Genomic DNA, 18,703 nt, shown 5'->3' with positions numbered 1-18,703 from the left:
GTTAGGAAAGGGGTACTGTGGCGCATTATTTTGTTGGTGATATTCAAGGCTGTTTCGCTGAGTTACAAAAATTACTCGCTAAGGTCGATTTTAATCCTTCCCGCGATGAACTCTGGGCTGTAGGTGATCTTGTTGCACGCGGACCTGACTCCTTAGCTACGCTACGTTTTTTTCGCTCCTTAGGTGATTCCGCTAAAACGGTTTTAGGTAACCACGATCTCCATCTAATGGCATTACACGGTAAGCTCAAGCGCGCTAAACCCAGCGATAATCTCACTGAAATTCTAGAATCCCCCGATATCTCAGCCTCAATTGACTGGCTGAGACAACAACCTCTTATGCGTGAATTACCTGAACACCAACTCATTATGAGTCATGCGGGTGTACCACCTCAGTGGTCGCTGGAGGTATTAAGAGAAGAATCCGCACTCGTCAGTCGCGCCCTCAAGCACGATGATTATCTTGAGACATTAATAAGCCAAATGTATTCAGATACCGCCGAGCAATGGGAGCCAAGTGCAATTGGCATAGAACGCTTACGTTATTGCATCAATGCATTAACACGTATGCGCTATCTTTATGTCGATGGCCGACTTGATTTTGATTGCAAACAACCTCCTGAAAACTGTACTAATCCACAACTCAAACCTTGGTTTGAGTTTGCTTCGCCGCTGCGCCAAAGTCATACCTTAGTATTTGGCCATTGGGCTGCGTTGATGGGCAAGGTCGACGATACTAAATTAAAGGCTTTAGATACAGGCTGTTGCTGGGGTGAGCACTTAACCTTATGGCATCTTGAAAAAGACCAAAAAATTACGCAAAAAAAGTTAAAAAAGAGTTAAACTAAAACAGCTTAAAGTCGATAACAGACTGAGCCGCCTAACCCTAAATATCACCCTGTTTTCATTTGGAAAAATATAATAAAAATCGGAGTATCCTATGAAATTTAATGTAGCCACCAGAGTGATTGGCGGATTTGGTATTGTCACACTTTTACTCGTGTTGCTAGGATTTACATCTTATTTAACCAACAATAGCCTAAAAGCCAGCTCTGCTATGATGCAAGAATTAAGCTTGCCCGCGCTGAAATCGACAAACCACCTTAGTGAAGCATTGAGTGAGCAACAAAGACAAATCCTCATTGCCTATAACACCCCTAGATCGGCAAATATCCCGAATATTCGTAAAGTGTTTGAAGACCACGGGACTCAGTTCAAAAACGAAATTGCCACCCTCACTCAGTTAGTCAAGAGCCAGCAGAATCTATCTTCTTTAATTGCCCAATTAAGCGGCAGCTTTGCCACCTTTGAGCGAAATAGTATTGCCATGATCGCCGAACGTGAGGCCTCATTGAGCAAGCAAGAACAGCTAGTTGAACTAAAGAAAAAGCTCGAAAATGCCGCCGATGATGCCTCATCAGAACTGCTCGATATTGTTGATTTAGAAAGCAGTCAGAATCCCGATGAGCAGAGTCTTGCTGCATCAGCCAGCGCTATTGATACTAGTCTCGGAAATATCATCACTACTATTGCAGATTTAGTAACGAATGACGAAGACAGTAAGCACGAACTGATCTCAAAGGAACTTGACTACATTATCAGCGAAACCAAGAACAAACTTGAATATGTGAATCGTCACGGTCAAGGTATTGTCGAAGCGGATACCTTAAGCTCGGTCACTAAAGATATCGAAAAAGTATTAGCGCTCGTCACCGGTCCGCAATCTATGTTGCTGCTAAAATCGAGTCAGCTCTCCCACTCCAAAGAAGCTGTGATAAAACTAGGCATTATCGAAAATGATGTGAAAGTCATCAATTCCAACATGAATGATGTCAGCGATAACATCGAACTTGTTGCCGCGAACATGAGCAATGACACCATAGCCAAGATTGACTCTGCCAGCATACAAACCATGATTGTCGTGTTAATAGCAATCGTTGTCGCTGTGATTGTGAGTTTTGCTGTGGTGAATCCGTTAAAACGCTCACTCAGCCAAGTGAACAATGCCCTGAACGTCTTAGCCTCAGGCAACCTTACCCATAAACTAGATGACTCTGGACACGATGAATTTGCCGAACTAGCAAAAAACTGTAATCGTCTCGTCGATAGCTTACGCAGTTTAATCATAGGTATTTTAGATAGGTCAAATCAACTTGCCGCGGCAGCCGAACAAACATCAGCAATCACAGCGCAAACCACCTCAGGCATACAAGAACAAAAAAGCCAAGTTGACCAAGTGGCTACTGCAACAACTGAACTTAGCTCTAGTGCTCAGCAGGTGTCTTTAAGTGCCAATCAAGCCCTTGAGCAAATCAAACAGGCTGATCAAGAAACTCAGCACATGCGTGCCATTGCACAAGAGAACAAACTGACTATTTTGGCTTTAGCCGATGAAGTGGCCAAAGCGGGTGTTGTGATCAATAAAGTGCAGTCGGACAGCGCCTCTATTGGCTCAATTTTGGATGTGATCCGTGGTATTGCAGAACAGACTAACCTACTCGCCCTTAACGCCGCTATTGAAGCCGCCCGTGCGGGTGAACAAGGTCGTGGTTTTGCGGTAGTTGCCGATGAAGTGCGTAGTTTAGCCTCACGCACTCAAGTGTCGACCCGAGAGATCCAACAGATGATCGAAGTGTTGCAGCAAGGTGCAGAGCAAGCCGTTGCCGCCATGGATATGGGGCGTGCTCAAGCCAACGCCTGTGTTGAAAAAACGGAGCAAGCCAACATTGCCCTCGAAACCATTAGCCAATCTGTGCATAAGGCCTATGATTCTGGCACCCATATCGCCCATGCAGCGCAGGAACAGAATTTAGTAAGCCAGCAAGTTTCTGAAAAACTAGAGCATATTGCAGCAATTTCAGAAGAAACCGCTATCGGTGCAGATCAAACGGCTCAGTCTAGCCATCAAGTCGCCAAATTAGCCGAAGAACTCCAAGCTTCGGTCGGTGAATTTAGAGTCTAATGTTTATCACCACTAAAACCTAGGGTCGCTTAGCGGCCCTTTCTTTTGAGACGAATTCACTTGCCTATCTTACTGACGACTCGAACTGTCCGGCCTTTGCACAAATTAAGGACATAAAAAATGCCAAACTTAAGTTTGGCATTTTTATCTAGCTTAATGCTAGATACTTGATATTAGACGCTTAATATAACGTAGCAGCAAATAGAGCTAAAGTGCCGCTAAGTTCAAATCCGCATTACTCTTCTTCACCGCCCGCAGCAGCGCCAAGACGCTCTTTCACTGCAGCGGTAATTGGGCTAGCACCATGACCGTTTGCTTCAGCCCAAGCTTGGATAGTCATCCCATCAGCTTCAGCAACACTCAATTCAGTCGCCGACAAACGCTTAGCCACAAACTCACCGGTATCGTTCGCACTCGCACCGTAAGCGGTGCGCAATAGACTTGCACCATCGCAACTGATACCACTGTAAATCTGACGTAACTTAACGCGGCTTTCTTTTAACTTTTTACGTAAGCGGTTTTTGTCATTAGCTTTTACATAATCACAAAGACTCGCTACGAGTGGATCTTCCCCCGCAACGGCAGAGGTTGGTACAGCAATAGAACTAAATCCAATCAACGCAGCCAAGGCCACAGGCATAAGACGCATCCGATACTCCTTAATACTTTCTTATAGTTTTATTATCAATTCTGTATGGGCTGCATCTATTGTCTAAATGATATTGACCTCTTGGCTTTAGCTCTCGTTCGAAATCTAGGATAACGAAATAGGCTATCTCTTTCCGTGAAAACTAAATGTCCGATATGATGCAATACGTTAGATAAACTGACGCCCCATACACACAGGGTACACAACAGAATCTGCAATTTAACATTTTTTTACCAAATTGATAAAGCGATATTCCAAACCAGCAGCATTTATACTCGCCAAAGATTCAGTTTCCTTCCAAGTCCCATCGTCCCAGTGGGGGAAAAATGTATCGCCTTCCACCTCAAGATTGATTTGCGTCAAATATAAGATATCGGCGCAGGGCAATAACTCGGCATAAAGCTGGCCACCACCTATAACCACTAACTCTTCACATTCACCAGCAGCTTGTTTGGCTGCATCAAATGAGGTCACACAGGTCACGCCCTCAATCACAAGATCCGTTTGGCGTGAAATCACTATGTTATGTCGACCAGGAAGGGGCCTACCGATTGACTCAAAGGTCTTACGTCCCATCACAACAGGCTTGCCTAGGGTCATCGCTTTAAAATGACGTAGATCTTCTGGAAGATGCCATGGCATTTTATTATCTTTTCCGATGACTCGATTGTTTGCCATCGCGGCTATCATAGCAATGCGCATGCTCACTCCTGTTTTATGGAAATAGAATTATTGAATGACGGGGCGGGTCCTGAAATACAGCAAACTCGGCATGGCCAAACCCACGGCTAACGCCCCTAGAATAAAGACGGTTTTGAGGCCATTACTAATCACTTGCCCCGTCAGTTCAGGACTGACTTGAGATTGAGCGGTCAATTGCACTAAGGCAATCACAGTATTAAATGCATAAGTGCCTGGGATCATAGGAATAATCGCGGCGACAGCATACATTAAAGGTGGCGCTAAGTGGCGCTTACCAAACCCTATGGTAATAATCCCTACTAATGCCGCGGCGGCGAAGGTTGCCCACTCGATTGGCAGACCAAACTGTAACATTAAAGTACGGGAACTATGGCCAATGGCTCCCGCTAAAGCGCAGTAAGGAAGAAATCGTTTAGGAACATTAAATACCATAGCAAATCCTACGGCGGGGATGGCAGAGAAAAATGCATCGTGCAGCAGCGTTATCAGTAATTCCATCATAGGAAAATTCCACCGATCTGCATCGCAATCGTAATGCCAATCACAGAAGAAACGGTCAGCAAAGTAGCATGACCCCAGCGTGATATACCGACATTCATGTGCCCTTTTACCATGTCGGAAATCGCATTAATCATCGGAAAACCCGGCACTAACATCAGCACACTCGCGGCCATTGCAGCCTTAGGAGTTTCACTTAACTCAAACAAATAACCCGTTTGAGCCAGCATACTGGTGACGAAAGCTGTGATGGCAAAATTGACTAATAAATTAAAATGCCGCTTAGCAATTGCTAAACGTACCGACATACCTACTGCCGCGGCAAAAAAAGTAATCACGCATGCAGTGAGATCGCCATTAAATAAATGACAGAAGCTAGCGCACGACAGGCCAATCATGAATACCACTAAGCTTGGAGGATAGGTTTTAGGTTCAATCCGCGCCAAGCGTTTACGCACTTCATTTGGGCCATACAGCCCCTTTTCCGCGAGTAAACAGATACGTTGCAATTCACAGACGACTGTCATGTTAATGCCATGCTCACGAATACGACGAGTAGTTGTGATACAGCGACCATGAACCAAACTGGTTAACACGAGGGAATTGGAGGAAATAGAGAGCTCTACGCTGGCAAGACCTAAAGCCTGACCTAGACGCTGGCTGATTTCTTCAACTAAATCAGATTCCGCGCCGTAGGCCAGTAGCAATTGTGCAGCACGCACAACTTGCCGAGTAATATCATTTTGAGTATCAGCGTACACAGAACTCTCAAAACTCAAAGATTACTATTATCTTTGGTAAATAACTTCTACGTCGTAGTCGTCATCATCAAAGTCGTCGTCATCATCTTCATCAACATAATCTTCATTCAATGAATCAAGGTTTGCTTGATGATAATTATCCCACTTGAACTCAACTTCACTATCTGGGTCGACTTCATTGTCTTCAGGTGGAAGACTCGCAATGTAATCGAGGAGTTTTAATGCCAACTCACTGGTACCGTCGCGGTTATAGGCGGAGATAGTATAAACATCGCCTTCCCAACCCATTTCTTTAACGATACGATCAACCTTCTCTTGCAGCTCTTCTTCAAGCAGCAGATCGGTTTTGTTAAAGACTAACCAACGCGGCTTACTCGCCAACTTTGGAGAATATTTCTCAAGCTCACCTACGATAGCGCGCGCAGACTCAACCGGATCGGTTCCGTCAATCGGCTCAATATCTATGATATGCAGCAGAATACGGCAACGCTCAAGATGCTTTAAGAAGCGAATACCTAAACCCGCACCATCGGCAGCGCCTTCGATGAGACCAGGAATATCCGCAATCACAAAGCTTTGCCCAGGACGTGGATTAACCACACCTAAGTTAGGCACCAGTGTTGTAAACGGATAATCAGCCACTTTCGGCGTTGCACGGGAAACCGCACGAATGAATGTCGACTTACCCGCGTTAGGCATGCCAAGCAAACCAACGTCAGCCAGCAGTAACAACTCTAATTTAAGGCTACGAACTTCACCGGGTGTCCCTAACGTCTTTTGACGTGGGGCACGGTTAGTACTGCTCTTAAAACGGGTGTTACCTAAACCATGGAAACCACCTTTGGCAACCAATAGCTTTTGACCGTGGGTTGTTAAATCCCCAAGGACTTCTTCAGTATCATGATCGACCGCGCGAGTACCAACAGGAACTTTTAAGATCAAATCTTTACCGCTATGACCAGTACAATCACGGCCACGACCATTTTCGCCACGTTCAGCCATGTGAAAACGTTCAAAACGGAACTCGATCAAAGTGTTGAAGTTTTCGTCAGCTTGCAGGAAAACACTGCCACCGTCGCCACCATCACCACCATCAGGACCACCATCAGGTACATACTTTTCGCGCCTAAAGCTAACACAACCGCTACCGCCGTCGCCTGCTTCGACCCTAATTACTGCCTCATCGACAAACTTCATACTTACTCCTGGCACCACTGAATGAAGCAATTATACCGTCTAACTTCATTGGTCGCCAAAAAACTCGAGATACTTTGCTCCCAATCTTACCTGTCAATGCTCATTCTTGGTAATCATTTACCAACTCAGGCATCTACACGGCGTAAATAGAAGCACAAAAAACAGAAAGCCCCACCAATGGCGGGGCTTTAACAGTATAAGCTAGGTTCGAAAGTTAAGCTTCGATGCTAATAAACTTACGGTTATTAGCGCCTTTAACTTCGAATTTAACTTTACCGTCAGTCAGAGCAAACAGAGTATGGTCACGACCAATACCTACGTTTACACCAGCGTGGAATTTAGTACCACGTTGACGAACAATAATGTTACCAGCTAGAACTGATTCACCGCCAAAGCGCTTAACACCTAGACGTTTACTTTCTGAATCGCGGCCGTTACGAGTAGAACCGCCAGCTTTTTTATGTGCCATGAGTTAGACTCCTATTATGCGTTGATAGCAGTAATTTTAACTTCAGTGAACCACTGACGGTGGCCCATTTTCTTGTCGTGGTGCTTACGACGACGGAACTTAACGATAGTAACTTTATCGCCACGACCGTGACTTACAACTTCAGCAACGACTTTACCGCCAGCTACTAAAGGAGCACCAACATGCACTGTTTCGCCATCAGCGATCAAAAGAACTTGATCGAACTCGATAGTTTCGCCAGTTGCAACTTCTAACTTTTCTAAACGTACTGTGTGGCCTTCAGCTACACGGTGTTGTTTACCACCACTTTGAAAAACAGCGTACATAGCTATTTTACTCCAATTCCTAACACGCGGGCTCATTCTTGGATGAGGCAGGGTGCTACAAAAACTTTATTGACAATGGGCGCGGAGTTTACGCGAAGAATCTAACTCTGGCAAGCCCTAATTAGGAAAGAATAAAAAAAGACCGGATTAACTCTCACATTAGTTGAGCTAGTGCTGTCATATGTCAGAATTTTAGGTAAAATTCATTTCATTATAACACGTGAGCCTAAACAGGGGCCGGGTACGTAATGACCCCACAACCAGAGTCTATTATGGATTTAAACGCTATTCGTCAACTGGCTGACACTGATATGCAAGCAGTCAATCAGCTGATATATAAACAGCTTGAATCAGATGTCGCCCTAATTAATCAATTAGGTTTTTACATTATTAATGGTGGTGGTAAACGTCTTCGTCCTCTGCTGTCGGTTTTAGCCGCACGTGCGGTGAGCTACGAAGGCGAAGCACATCTTAAGCTAGCGGCGATTATTGAGTTTATCCATACAGCCTCATTGCTCCATGATGATGTCGTTGATGAATCGACGTTACGCCGCGGACGAGAAACCGCCAATGCACTGTTTGGCAATAGTGCCAGTGTGCTAGTCGGGGATTTCCTTTATACCCGCTCATTCCAGATGATGACCGAACTTGACAACATGAAAGTGCTCAGAGTGTTAGCTGATACGACTAACGTGTTGGCCGAGGGCGAAGTCTTACAGCTGATGAATTGTAATGACCCAGACACCACTGAAGAAAGCTATATGCGGGTCATTTATTGCAAAACAGCCAAGTTATTTGAAGCCGCGACGCTACTCGCGGGCGTGCTAGCAGGTGCAACGCCTGAGCAAGAAACCGCCTTAGGCAACTATGGTAAGTATCTCGGCACCGCCTTTCAGCTTACCGACGACTTACTCGACTATACCGCCGACAGTGACGAGCTAGGTAAGAATATCGGTGATGACCTTGCCGAAGGTAAACCGACTCTGCCACTCATCTATGCCATTGCCCATGGCACAGACGAAGAGAAACAGCTCATACGTCAAGCAATTGAGCAAGGTGATGGTACTCAGGCCATAGATAAAATCGTAGCAGCACTGCACCATTGCGGCGCGTTAAATTACACCCAACAAAAAGCAATTGAAGAATCAGAGAAAGCCATCGCGGCATTATCTGCTTTACCCGATAGCGACTATAAGCAAGCCTTAGTAACGCTAGCTAAGATTTCGGTCGACAGAAACCACTGATTACTAACTAATGTAGTTTCGCCCCAAAAATAAAGGTCTTACTCAGTAAGACCTTTTTTATTGCTTTAACCACAATCCTAAAATCAAACCTGCCAAAGGATCGGCGTTTCGCCCCGCTCAAGCAATAATTGATTCACTTGAGAGAAATGCCCACAACCAAAGAAACCCCGATAGGCCGATAAAGGTGAAGGATGTGGTCCTGTGAGCACTTGATGTTGCGGTGCGTTAATCACTTGACCTTTTTTGATGGCATGACTGCCCCAAAGCACGAAGATAATCGGCAGAGTCTGCTGATTTAATAATTCCAGCACCGCAGTCGTAAAGACTTCCCACCCGGCTTTGGCATGGGAATGCGCCTTGCCTTGCTCAACTGTCAGCACCGTATTGAGCATCAATATCCCCTGCTCCGCCCATGCGGATAAATCGCCATGGGATGGCACAACAAAACCTTCAATATCCGTCGCTAATTCTTTGTACATATTGGCTAAAGATGGCGGTGGTTTTATCCCGCATTTAACCGAAAAACATAAACCATGGGCTTGATCTGGGCCGTGATAGGGATCCTGGCCAATCAAAACCACTCTGACTTGTTCAAGGGGCGTCATACTAAAAGCATTGAAAACATCAGCCTCAGATGGATAAACCACTTTCCCAGCCCTGCGTTCATTGTCAACAAATACGCTTAGTTGCTGAAAATAAGGCAAAGCTCTTTGCTCATCGATAAATGTTTGCCATGTCACCTGAGTCACTATTTTACTTCCTCAATTCTATAATCGGGTTAGCTTAAAAGTCCTGTAGTGGTATGGCAAGTTTGCAGACCTTACTTGCCGCTAGGTAATACCACTAAACCTGCTAGGTCTCACGTTAAGACTTTCAATTTAAAACATTCGAAATTAAGTGATATAGTGCGCCCATTCTCGCACACTCTGATACGTAATGATGATCCAACATTCTGATAAATCAATTCAAAGACATCAAACGGGTTTCACCTTAATTGAACTTGTGGTGGTCATCATAGTGCTCGGTATTTTAGCCGTAGTGGCCCTGCCAAAATTTATCAATGTGCAACAAGATGCGCAAATTGCAACCGTTAAAGCGGCAGGCGGAGGCTTTAAATCAGCCATCAATCTGGCACGTTCCGTATGGGCTGTAAAAGTGGGCTCAGGTCCAAAAGAGGATTTACCCGTATTTGGTACGGCACAATCCGAACAAATAGATTTCAACGCCTTCGGTTGGCCAGCACAACACTATATCCATGGCAATGAGGCCTCTCCGGCACTCGATAATGTTGAAGACTGTATATCGGTATGGGAAGTATTATTCCAAAATGCCCAGCCGAGTGTCTCGCGCTTGGATATTGATGCGACTGAAACCGACTATAAAGCCAGTTATACCGATCCTGGCCAGTGCACTTATTTGTATCGAACAAACGATAAACTGTCGATTAATTATGACTCCCACACAGGAGTCGTCATTACCGACACAGATCCCAATAGTTAATGCCTGACGATTCCTTCTTACACCAATTAAGTTAGAATCGAACTTTAATCTGTTACTTTTTTAGAGTGAACGCCATGACCGACACGAGCAGCACCACCATTTACGAACTTGCCGATCAGTTTATTGCCTTAGCCAATCAGCTAAGCCAACAAGAAGCAGATGTAGGTAAAGTTGGCACAGCACTCCGTTTTGCCGCAGCACGTTTTAATGCCTTCGAAGCCGCGATTAAATCAGCGGATCTCGGTGCTGAAAAAGAGAGCGCATTAGAATGGTTTAGCAGTGAATTCAAAGAAATGCTGAGTGACAACTTAGACGACCACATTGCCAATCCACCCATTATCCAAGAAAGTGTGGCAGAAGAAGCTGATAATTCTGTGCAAATGTTTAAAGGCTAATCACGCCTTGATTTAAATGCATAGCCATCAACAAACACGCCATCGATTGATGGCGTGTTTGTTATTTAAAACCAATGATTTTAGATAGATCACTAAAGCGTGTACACCACACGAATCGCCAGCAATATTAATACTACGCCGGACAACTTATCAATTAACCCCGCTTTCTCTCTCAATTTAGGCAACACACTCGAGTGGGATAGCAATAAGGCTATCAAGGTGTACCAAAGACCATCGACCACTAACGGTGTAAAAACAATTAATGCTTTAGCCGTCATGCTGTCGGCGACCATCACAAATTGGCTGAATAACGCAAGAAAAAATAGCATTATCTTAGGGTTGAATAAAGAAATAGCAATACCATCACGGGCTGCAGTTAAGGTATCTGTCGCCTCCCCTGCAGCCAATTTAGCTTGCATACCGCCATTGGAACGCAGCGCTTGAACTCCCATCCAAGCAAGGTATAAGGCACCGAGAATCGCAATGCCATTAAAGACTAATGGCGCCTTTTTAAGGACTACGGCTAAGCCCAGTAACGTCACCAGCGCATAGATCCCAATCCCTATCGAGTGTGCCCAAGCACAGACGATACCCTTTCCCCGCCCACCACCTAAAGTATGACGTACTACCATAGTCAAACTTGGGCCCGGCGACATGGCCCCCAAACAACAAATAGCCAATAAACCTAACCAAGTACTCCAACTCATTGATGACACCTTTCGCCGAATAAAAATGCCCACTGCTGGGCCTTAAACTTGCTTGCCATTCTAGCATCGCGCCATCAAGGCGTTAACGCTAATAAATCCATTTTCAATAAATGAACAGTCATTTAAGAGAACCCAAAACGCGATAATCCCATAAATTCACACTGATTTAAGCCGTTAACCGCTAAGATTAGCGCTAACCTAAGTCTTTATAGCCAAACCTTAATACCTAAGCCTTCATCGCTATTATCACAAAGGCGATTCTCAATCAGGAAATTTTATGAACACTATAACGCTGATCAGTATTTTTATTCTTTGCCTATTAATAGGTGCGATCTTATTACTGCTTTGGCAAAGACAAAAAGGTAAAACCATACCGCTGACGGTGATTTTTGTGCTGGGATTTTTCGCCTTAGGACTCAGTGCTATTATTGGATTTGTGCACAAAAGCGAGGATTACCAAGCCTATCAAAAACTACAATGGCACACCTTAGCCCCAGAGAAAATCGCGCCTCTGGTTGCCCAAGGCTATACCGTCTTTGTCGATATCACCTCTGATTGGTGCACCATCTGCCAAACGAATAAAGCGGAAGTCACCCACAGGGAGCAAATTGTAAATGCCTTGATGGCCGACAATATCATTCTGATGCAAGGTAACTGGAGTGAGGCGAATAAAACGATTGAAACCTATATGCGCCACGAAGGAGTGCCCGGCACGCCCTACAATAAAATTTATGGTCCAAGCGCCCCCAATGGAATTCTCTTGCCGTCAAAACTCAGTATGAGTGATGTGTTAAATGGTTTAGTTGCCGCGCAAACGAATCGTAACTAAGCACTAAACTATATTTAGGACGAGTCAAATACGAATAAAAAAGGCTGCATTGCAGCCTTTTTGCTTACTTCACTTCTATTTATAAAAGCCAAATTTCTTGAAAGGTGGGTTAGAAATCGCTTCTATAAATTGGCTTACTCATTAAAAACGGTAATTCACTCGACCATAGTAGAAACCGCCGTTGTAATCGAATGGCCCACTTTCATAATAAACGCCACCGAGTTCACCCAAGGTCCCTTCTTTCAGCTTTTGCGCTTCTTGATCAAATAGATTATTAGCCCCCACAGCCAGCGTTAAGCCATCAAGTAATTGATAGCTCATTTCAAGATCGACGGTCACCGCAGCATCAGCCATTTCAGAGCCCCAATCAGAGGTATCATCAGCGTGAGTCGCATAGTACTCACCAAAATAGTTACCACGTAGTGACAGGGTTACCTTGTCCCATGACTGTGCCCAAGTTAAGGTGGCACGGTGCGCTGGGATACCATCTTCTAATCGACGAACTTTACCCGCATCGGTCGTTTTAAGATCAAACTTATCAACGCTGGTATCGGTCCAACCATAGGCAAGACTGAATTTAGCATTACCCGATAGGATTTCCGCATCATAGGAGGCGACGATATCGATACCTTGAGTCGTAGTATCAAAGTCATTGGCGTAATAGCTCACGCCTTGGATCAACTCAGGGAACTCAACCCCAGCTGCACGTAGCGCATCATAATCTTTAGCTTCAACATCAATCTTACTCGACTGCGCAATACGGCCCTCTACGCCAATGTTGTAATAATCGACCGTTAAGAAAAAGCTTTCGTATTCATATACTGCACCTAACGCATAGCTTATTGACTCTTCAGGCTTTAATACTTCACCACCGTAAAATGCCGCAAGCGGATCGGTTGGTGGCGCAATAAAGGTCTGGATCAGTTCACCATCGATGATCGATGTCTGGGTATTCACCACGTTTTCTTGGCCAACCGTTGGTGCACGAAAGCCGGTGCTGTGTGAGGCGCGGAACGACAATTCATCCGTTGCAGAATACTGCAACGTCAATTTGTAATTTAACGTATCACCAAAGGTTGAAAAGTCTTCGTAGCGCAGTGCTAAACCGAGTAACCAGTCATCACTTAAATAAGCTTCTAAATCAGTATAAATACCGATATTGTGGCGAGAATTTTTACCCGCAGATTCTGGGCCAAAGCCTTTAAAACCGTGCGCACCAATGTTGAAACCTTGGCTAGCATAAGGGCCTGCAATCCACGAGGCTTCATCACCTTGAGAAATCTCAAACGACTCATTCCGCCATTCAAAACCAGAAGCAAAACTAATGTCTTCAATACCTCCTAAGGTAATAAAACGCGAGAAATCTAAGTTAACTGTGGTTTCAACTTGCTCATAAGCTCCCGTATCGAAATCCGTCGGGGTATCTAATCCCAGTGATGGATTCAAAGAATTTTTAAGACCAAAACTGGCTTTGTTCGCCCCCGTACCAGCACTGAAATCATAATTCCATTCACCGATATCGCCTTTTACACCTGCGAAGAAGGACATATCTTCAATGGTGCCAGTGAACTGTGGCGTATAGCCACCTGGAAATATCTGGTTCATAGCAAAGCAATTTGGGTCGGCAACCATCGCCTTGTATGCATCTGTGTCGAGTACGTTGCCGTCACTTCCATCAGCATTTTTAGGGATAGGTACGAGTCCACATGTTGATGGATCACCATTTACAGCGCCCACAAGTAAATTCTGGCCACCATCATTGGAATACACATTGCTACGATTTTGTGGGTAACGATAATAGAAGCCCCCCACGGCATCACGGGAAGACAGATTACCAAAGGCATAGGCGTGCATGTTGGCATTAATGTCTAAGCCTGAGTTGATGAACACTGAATAGTCATCATTAATCTCAGGATTACCCCACACTTGAGCGGGGTCATTGATCGCGGTATTACCCTGCTCGGCTAAGTTAGCCGCATCAGGACGCTGCACACTACGGCTAGTGGAGTCAGCATTTTTATACTGGAAGCTTAAATTGACGAAGCCATTTTCAGTCACAGGTAAACCGACATCACCTTCAACCGTAGTCGTAGCACCATCACCCTCGTAATATTCTCCTTGGGTCACAGTGATGGAACCACCCTCGGAATTATCTTTTAAAACAAAGTTCATGACTCCTGCAATCGCATCCGACCCATACTGCGCCGCAGCGCCGTCGCGCAACACTTCAACTTGCTTTAATGCAGAACCAGGAATAACTGAGATATCAGGACCTTGAGCGCCATCGTTAATACCACCACCTTGGAACGCAATCACAGATGCACGGTGACGACGCTTACCGTTGACTAGTACTAGCGTACTGTCTGATGGCAAACCCCGTAAATTAACGGGACGTACTAAGGTTGCCGCATCACTGATGGGTTGAGCGCGCGAGTTAAACGAAGGTACTGAGGTCACCAACATATCAATCATGTCAGTGGAACCATTCTTTTTTAAGTCGTCACTACTAATAATATCAATTGGAACGGGGGAATCACCGATTGAGCGTGGTGCCGCACGTGAACCAACAACTGCAATCTTTTCCACGCCTTCATTTTTAACCGCAGCGTCTTCTTCCTCAGCCATGGCTTGCGGGCTAATGAAGCTACCAGACAAAGCTAGTGTAATCGCCAAACTGACTGCACTTAATCCAAACTTCTGCTTCTTTGAGGTCATCATATTCATCCCAACTGCTTATTATTTTTAGAATACCTGACCTGCTTTATGTGATTATCGTCCCTAAAACCTTGCTACCACGGTCAATACAAAGTTATTTTTTACATAACGAAAACATTTTTATAACATAAACAAGACAATATCCAATATTAAATCAGATTTTTGAATGAATATTAGTCATTTCTCTTTTAGATCAGTTTGTTATAAGTGAATATTTTTTAAGGTGTGTCGTTAGGTAAAATGCACTTTAGGGCGCCAAAATGTAAAACCATAAGTCACCATAAAGTGGGAAATACTCACTAACTCAATCAAAGACACGATATATCGCGACATGCAACTTAAGGTATACTCGGGCAATACCAGCCAAGCTTGAGTACCGCAGATGACAAATAAGATTTCGGTCAATAATCAAAAATCAGTCGATAAGCATTTCTTGCCTGAAAATCAGTTACTGCTTAACGCTGTCGGTGAAGGTATTTATGGATTTGATTTAAGCGGGAATGCGGTGTTCATCAATCCCGCGGCTGAACGCATGACAGGTTGGAAGAATGAAGAGCTACTCGGTAAAAACATCCATAACTGCCATCATCACAGCCATGCAGATGGCAGTCATTATCCTCAAGAGGATTGTCCAATTTACAACACCTTAAAGGATGGTATCACCCGAGAAATTACCCACGATGTATTTTGGCGTAAAGATGGCAGTAGCTTCCCCGTTCATTACAGTTCCACCCCTGTTTACCGTGACAATCAACTGATTGGCGTAGTCGCGATATTTCGCGACATTAGTATTCAAAAACAAACAGAGCAGTCATTACGCCAAGCCCTAGCCCAAGTACAAGCACTGTCGGAGCGACTCGCCTCTGAAAATCATTATCTACAGGCAGAGTTGGCAGATAAAACGGGTGATGTGGATATTTCGGGAGCCAGTACAGTGATCCGCCATATGATCCAACAATTGCACATGGTGGCCAATACCGACAGTACTGTGCTCATTTGTGGTGAAAATGGTACAGGAAAAGAACTCGTTGCCCGTAACTTACATCAGCTCAGTCGCCGCAAAGATAAACCCATGATCAGTGTCAACTGTGCCGCGTTTTCGGCATCTTTACTAGAAAGTGAACTCTTTGGTCATGAGAAGGGGGCATTTACTGGCGCCACAAGCCGCCGTAAAGGTCGCTTCGAACTTGCTCATCAAGGCACACTGTTCCTCGACGAAGTCGCTGAACTCAGTTTAGAAGCCCAATCAAAACTACTACGAGTCATCCAAGAACAATCCTTCGAACGTCTCGGTGGCAGTGAAACCATTCAAGTGGATATTCGCTTAGTCGCCGCCAGTCACCACGATTTACTCAAGCGAGTCGAACAGGGATTATTTAGGATGGATCTCTATTACCGTTTGAATGTATTCCCTATTCAAGTACCACCACTGCGCGCAAGAATCGAAGATATTCCCGAACTCGTCAGCCATATTCTGCACAACTTGAATCGTAAGCTAGGTAAAAAAATCCGTGGAGTGAGCCAAAAAGGGCTACAAAAACTCATGGCTTATACTTGGCCCGGCAATGTGCGCGAACTGCAAAATATCCTCGAACGCGAAGCCATTCTATCCCAAGGAGATATTCTGCAGATCCATGCGATGCCGAGCAATAATCCCTTAGCTCAAACCCAAGGGCAAACCTTAGCGGAAGCGGAAGCGCTGCATATAGAACAAACCCTTAAGCGCTTAAACTGGCGCATATCCGGCCCACTCGGCGCAGCGAATGTCCTCGGTGTGCCCGCAAGTACACTGAGATCGCGAATGAAAAAACTGGGGATCCAGCGTCAATCGAGTGAAATCTAATTCAAAACGAGCACACTAAAAACGCGATATATCGCCAATGTGTGATATATCGTGTTCTTCATCTAGTTCCAATCACAAAATAATTATAAATATCATGATGTTGAGCTAATTAAAACTTGGCCTAGTGCTTGCTATAGGGAGGCGAATCTTATTTAAGCCGTTAGGACCCTTTATGCCCAAGAGTGAAGTTACCCCAAATTCTCCAAGTGTAAATAAGAGTGTGGGCGCGAAACCTGCCTCAGTAGAGCTACACATTCCGGTTAAAAACCTCTCTACTGAAACCGCAGCAAAAAGTCGTCTCCCCTCTGGCAATATCCATTTTCGTGAGCAAAAAGGTGATTTTCAGCGCCTGCGAACCATGATGAATAGCCTATTGATCGTGATGTTTTTCGCCCTGCCGTTTATCTCTATTGATGGCCGCCAAGCAATACTGTTAGATATCAGCCAACAACAGTTTTTTTTCTTTGGTATCACGCTCTGGCCACAGGACTTTACCTTGCTGGCATGGATTTTTATCGCCGCCGCCTTCGGTCTGTTTTTCATTACCGTATTTTGGGGCCGTGTTTGGTGCGGTTACCTTTGCCCACAAACGGCGTGGACCTTTATCTATGTGTGGATAGAAACGCGCATCGAAGGCAGCAGTAATAAACGTAAGCAGCTCGACAAAGCCCCTTGGACTAGCAGTAAAATCGGTAAAAGAAGTGCAAAGCACTTACTTTGGGGTCTAACAGCTCTGCTCACTGGCTGTGGTTTTATCGGTTATTTTATTCCCGCCCGCGAACTTTATGTGGACATCTTGACGGGTAATGCCAGCTTCTGGGTGACAAGCTGGGTGTGGTTTTTCGCCATTTGTACTTATCTCAATGCGGGCTGGATGCGCGAGCAAATGTGCTTACATTGCTGCCCCTATTCACGTTTCCAAGCTGTGATGTTCGATGCCAACACTAAAACCGTGACCTATGATGCACAGCGCGGTGAAGCCCGTGGCCCTCGCAAACGTAAACAAGAGAACAATCAAGATGACCATACTTTAGGTGACTGTGTTGACTGTAATTTATGTGTCGAAGTGTGCCCAACAGGGATAGATATTCGTAACGGTTTGCAATATGAGTGCATTAACTGCGGCGCCTGTGTCGATGCCTGTAATGAGACTATGTTGAAGTTCGATTACAAGCAGAATCTTATCGGCTATATGAGTGAAAATGATCTTAAGGGAGTGAATTACTCCTATTGGCGCTCGCCGCGTTTCTTAGGCTACGGTGCAGCGGTCATTATCATGTTTATCGTCATAGGGTTAGACTTAAATAGCCGCAGCGAGATCCAGCTTAACGTGATCCGTGATCGTCAAAGCTTGTACCGTGAAACCTCGGATAATAAAGTTGAAAATACCTATCAGCTGAAGATCCGCAACAAGACACAAGATACTAAGCAATATCAACTCGCCGTCGACAGTGAAATGCCCTTTAGCTTGATTGCCGATCCTATTATTACCTTGGCAGCGGGTGAACAAGTCGACTATCCCGTCACTGTATTAGCCGATAAGGATGCTATCCCCTCGGGGCGCAAAATGATCCAATTCTCGGTGACGGATGTTAAACAGCCAACACAACAAGTAAGCCAAGAAACCGGATTCTTCAGTCCTTAGCACTAAGCTTTTAGCGCTTAATATGAGTTACCGTAACATTGGTCATCATCAGATTAACTACCCAACCGGCGCTTGAGGAATCAACTCAAGCGCTGGTTAAAGGCAGGAATTCATCCCCAAAGACAACAAGATCTTTAACGTCTCATACATCGGAATAAAACCTTAAACACCTACAAAGCTGAAAATTCCCCCGTTAAACGGCGCATAGACAAAGTAAATTGAGCACATTCAATCTCAATCCTTAGAAACATAACGGTTACAA

Annotated in this window: 18 protein-coding genes; 8 read left to right on the top strand and 10 right to left on the bottom strand. The window is 44.8% G+C overall.

Features of this window, described 5'->3' with window-relative positions; all coding sequences use genetic code 11:
* Positions 1-17: 17 nt before the first annotated feature.
* On the top strand, positions 18-842 hold the full coding sequence (locus L5L97_RS15865; RefSeq protein ID WP_263182782.1) for a symmetrical bis(5'-nucleosyl)-tetraphosphatase: 825 nt from the start codon (positions 18-20) through the stop codon (positions 840-842).
* Between the two features lie 97 nt (positions 843-939).
* Positions 940-2,961: a methyl-accepting chemotaxis protein gene (locus tag L5L97_RS15860; RefSeq protein WP_263182779.1), complete on the top strand. Its 2,022-nt coding sequence runs from the start codon at positions 940-942 to the stop codon at positions 2,959-2,961.
* Between the two features lie 235 nt (positions 2,962-3,196).
* Here L5L97_RS15860 and L5L97_RS15855 read toward each other — a convergent pair whose 3' ends face one another.
* From L5L97_RS15855 to rplU, 7 genes are all read right to left on the bottom strand, one after another.
* The gene (locus L5L97_RS15855) at positions 3,197-3,610 is read right to left on the bottom strand and encodes a DUF3718 domain-containing protein (RefSeq protein ID WP_105249997.1); all 414 of its coding nucleotides are present in this window, start codon (positions 3,608-3,610) and stop codon (positions 3,197-3,199) included.
* Positions 3,611-3,829: 219 nt separating this feature from the next.
* Positions 3,830-4,312 (bottom strand): type 3 dihydrofolate reductase, encoded by a 483-nt coding sequence (gene folA, locus L5L97_RS15850; protein ID WP_028761532.1) that lies wholly within the window; start codon positions 4,310-4,312, stop codon positions 3,830-3,832.
* Positions 4,313-4,339: 27 nt separating this feature from the next.
* Complete coding sequence (locus L5L97_RS15845) at positions 4,340-4,813, bottom strand: threonine/serine exporter family protein (RefSeq protein ID WP_113939894.1); 474 nt, start codon at positions 4,811-4,813, stop codon at positions 4,340-4,342.
* The gene (locus tag L5L97_RS15840; protein WP_113939893.1) at positions 4,810-5,571 is read right to left on the bottom strand and encodes a threonine/serine exporter family protein; all 762 of its coding nucleotides are present in this window, start codon (positions 5,569-5,571) and stop codon (positions 4,810-4,812) included. The genes L5L97_RS15845 and L5L97_RS15840 overlap by 4 nt, the downstream gene beginning before the upstream one ends.
* A gap of 27 nt (positions 5,572-5,598) precedes the next feature.
* Positions 5,599-6,768, bottom strand: coding sequence for an Obg family GTPase CgtA (gene cgtA / locus L5L97_RS15835; protein WP_105250000.1), 1,170 nt, complete (start codon positions 6,766-6,768; stop codon positions 5,599-5,601).
* Between the two features lie 214 nt (positions 6,769-6,982).
* Positions 6,983-7,237, bottom strand: a complete 255-nt coding sequence (rpmA, locus tag L5L97_RS15830; protein ID WP_006080527.1) for a 50S ribosomal protein L27 — start codon at positions 7,235-7,237, stop codon at positions 6,983-6,985.
* Between the two features lie 14 nt (positions 7,238-7,251).
* Complete coding sequence (gene rplU, locus L5L97_RS15825; RefSeq protein ID WP_006080526.1) at positions 7,252-7,563, bottom strand: 50S ribosomal protein L21; 312 nt, start codon at positions 7,561-7,563, stop codon at positions 7,252-7,254.
* A 272-nt stretch (positions 7,564-7,835) separates the two neighbouring features.
* Here rplU and ispB point away from each other — a divergent pair, with 272 nt between their 5' ends.
* Positions 7,836-8,807 (top strand): octaprenyl diphosphate synthase, encoded by a 972-nt coding sequence (ispB, locus tag L5L97_RS15820; RefSeq protein ID WP_049821790.1) that lies wholly within the window; start codon positions 7,836-7,838, stop codon positions 8,805-8,807.
* An 83-nt stretch (positions 8,808-8,890) separates the two neighbouring features.
* Here the strand turns inward: ispB and ung are convergent, their stop codons facing one another.
* Positions 8,891-9,556 carry a uracil-DNA glycosylase gene (gene ung, locus L5L97_RS15815; protein WP_263182777.1) on the bottom strand — a complete coding sequence of 222 codons (666 nt, stop codon included), beginning with the start codon at positions 9,554-9,556 and terminating at the stop codon, positions 8,891-8,893.
* Positions 9,557-9,743: 187 nt separating this feature from the next.
* Here ung and L5L97_RS15810 point away from each other — a divergent pair, with 187 nt between their 5' ends.
* Together L5L97_RS15810 and L5L97_RS15805 are read left to right on the top strand one after the other, a co-directional pair.
* Positions 9,744-10,307: a Tfp pilus assembly protein FimT/FimU gene (locus tag L5L97_RS15810; RefSeq protein WP_263182774.1), complete on the top strand. Its 564-nt coding sequence runs from the start codon at positions 9,744-9,746 to the stop codon at positions 10,305-10,307.
* A 74-nt stretch (positions 10,308-10,381) separates the two neighbouring features.
* Positions 10,382-10,702, top strand: coding sequence for a DUF3144 domain-containing protein (locus L5L97_RS15805; protein WP_105250001.1), 321 nt, complete (start codon positions 10,382-10,384; stop codon positions 10,700-10,702).
* Between the two features lie 92 nt (positions 10,703-10,794).
* On the opposite strand, the gene L5L97_RS15800 is transcribed toward L5L97_RS15805, so the two are convergent.
* Positions 10,795-11,409, bottom strand: a complete 615-nt coding sequence (locus tag L5L97_RS15800) for a LysE family translocator (protein WP_105250002.1) — start codon at positions 11,407-11,409, stop codon at positions 10,795-10,797.
* Between the two features lie 277 nt (positions 11,410-11,686).
* Between L5L97_RS15800 and L5L97_RS15795 the strand changes: the two genes are divergently transcribed.
* A complete protein-coding gene (locus L5L97_RS15795) occupies positions 11,687-12,238 on the top strand; it encodes a thioredoxin family protein (protein WP_113939891.1) in 552 nt (183 codons plus the stop codon).
* Positions 12,239-12,379: 141 nt separating this feature from the next.
* On the opposite strand, the gene L5L97_RS15790 is transcribed toward L5L97_RS15795, so the two are convergent.
* Complete coding sequence (locus tag L5L97_RS15790; RefSeq protein WP_263182820.1) at positions 12,380-14,956, bottom strand: TonB-dependent receptor plug domain-containing protein; 2,577 nt, start codon at positions 14,954-14,956, stop codon at positions 12,380-12,382.
* Positions 14,957-15,335: 379 nt separating this feature from the next.
* Between L5L97_RS15790 and L5L97_RS15785 the strand changes: the two genes are divergently transcribed.
* Together L5L97_RS15785 and ccoG are read left to right on the top strand one after the other, a co-directional pair.
* Complete coding sequence (locus L5L97_RS15785) at positions 15,336-16,796, top strand: sigma-54 interaction domain-containing protein (protein ID WP_263182772.1); 1,461 nt, start codon at positions 15,336-15,338, stop codon at positions 16,794-16,796.
* Positions 16,797-16,968: 172 nt separating this feature from the next.
* A complete protein-coding gene (gene ccoG / locus L5L97_RS15780; RefSeq protein ID WP_263141619.1) occupies positions 16,969-18,441 on the top strand; it encodes a cytochrome c oxidase accessory protein CcoG in 1,473 nt (490 codons plus the stop codon).
* Positions 18,442-18,703 lie beyond the last annotated feature (262 nt).

The sequence above is a fragment of the Shewanella sp. SM71 genome (assembly GCF_025653905.1).
In the GTDB taxonomy this organism is placed as follows: Bacteria; Pseudomonadota; Gammaproteobacteria; order Enterobacterales; family Shewanellaceae; genus Shewanella; species Shewanella oncorhynchi.
The sequence above is the reverse complement of the archived record's forward strand: the minus strand, read 5'-3'. Positions and strand labels throughout refer to the sequence as shown.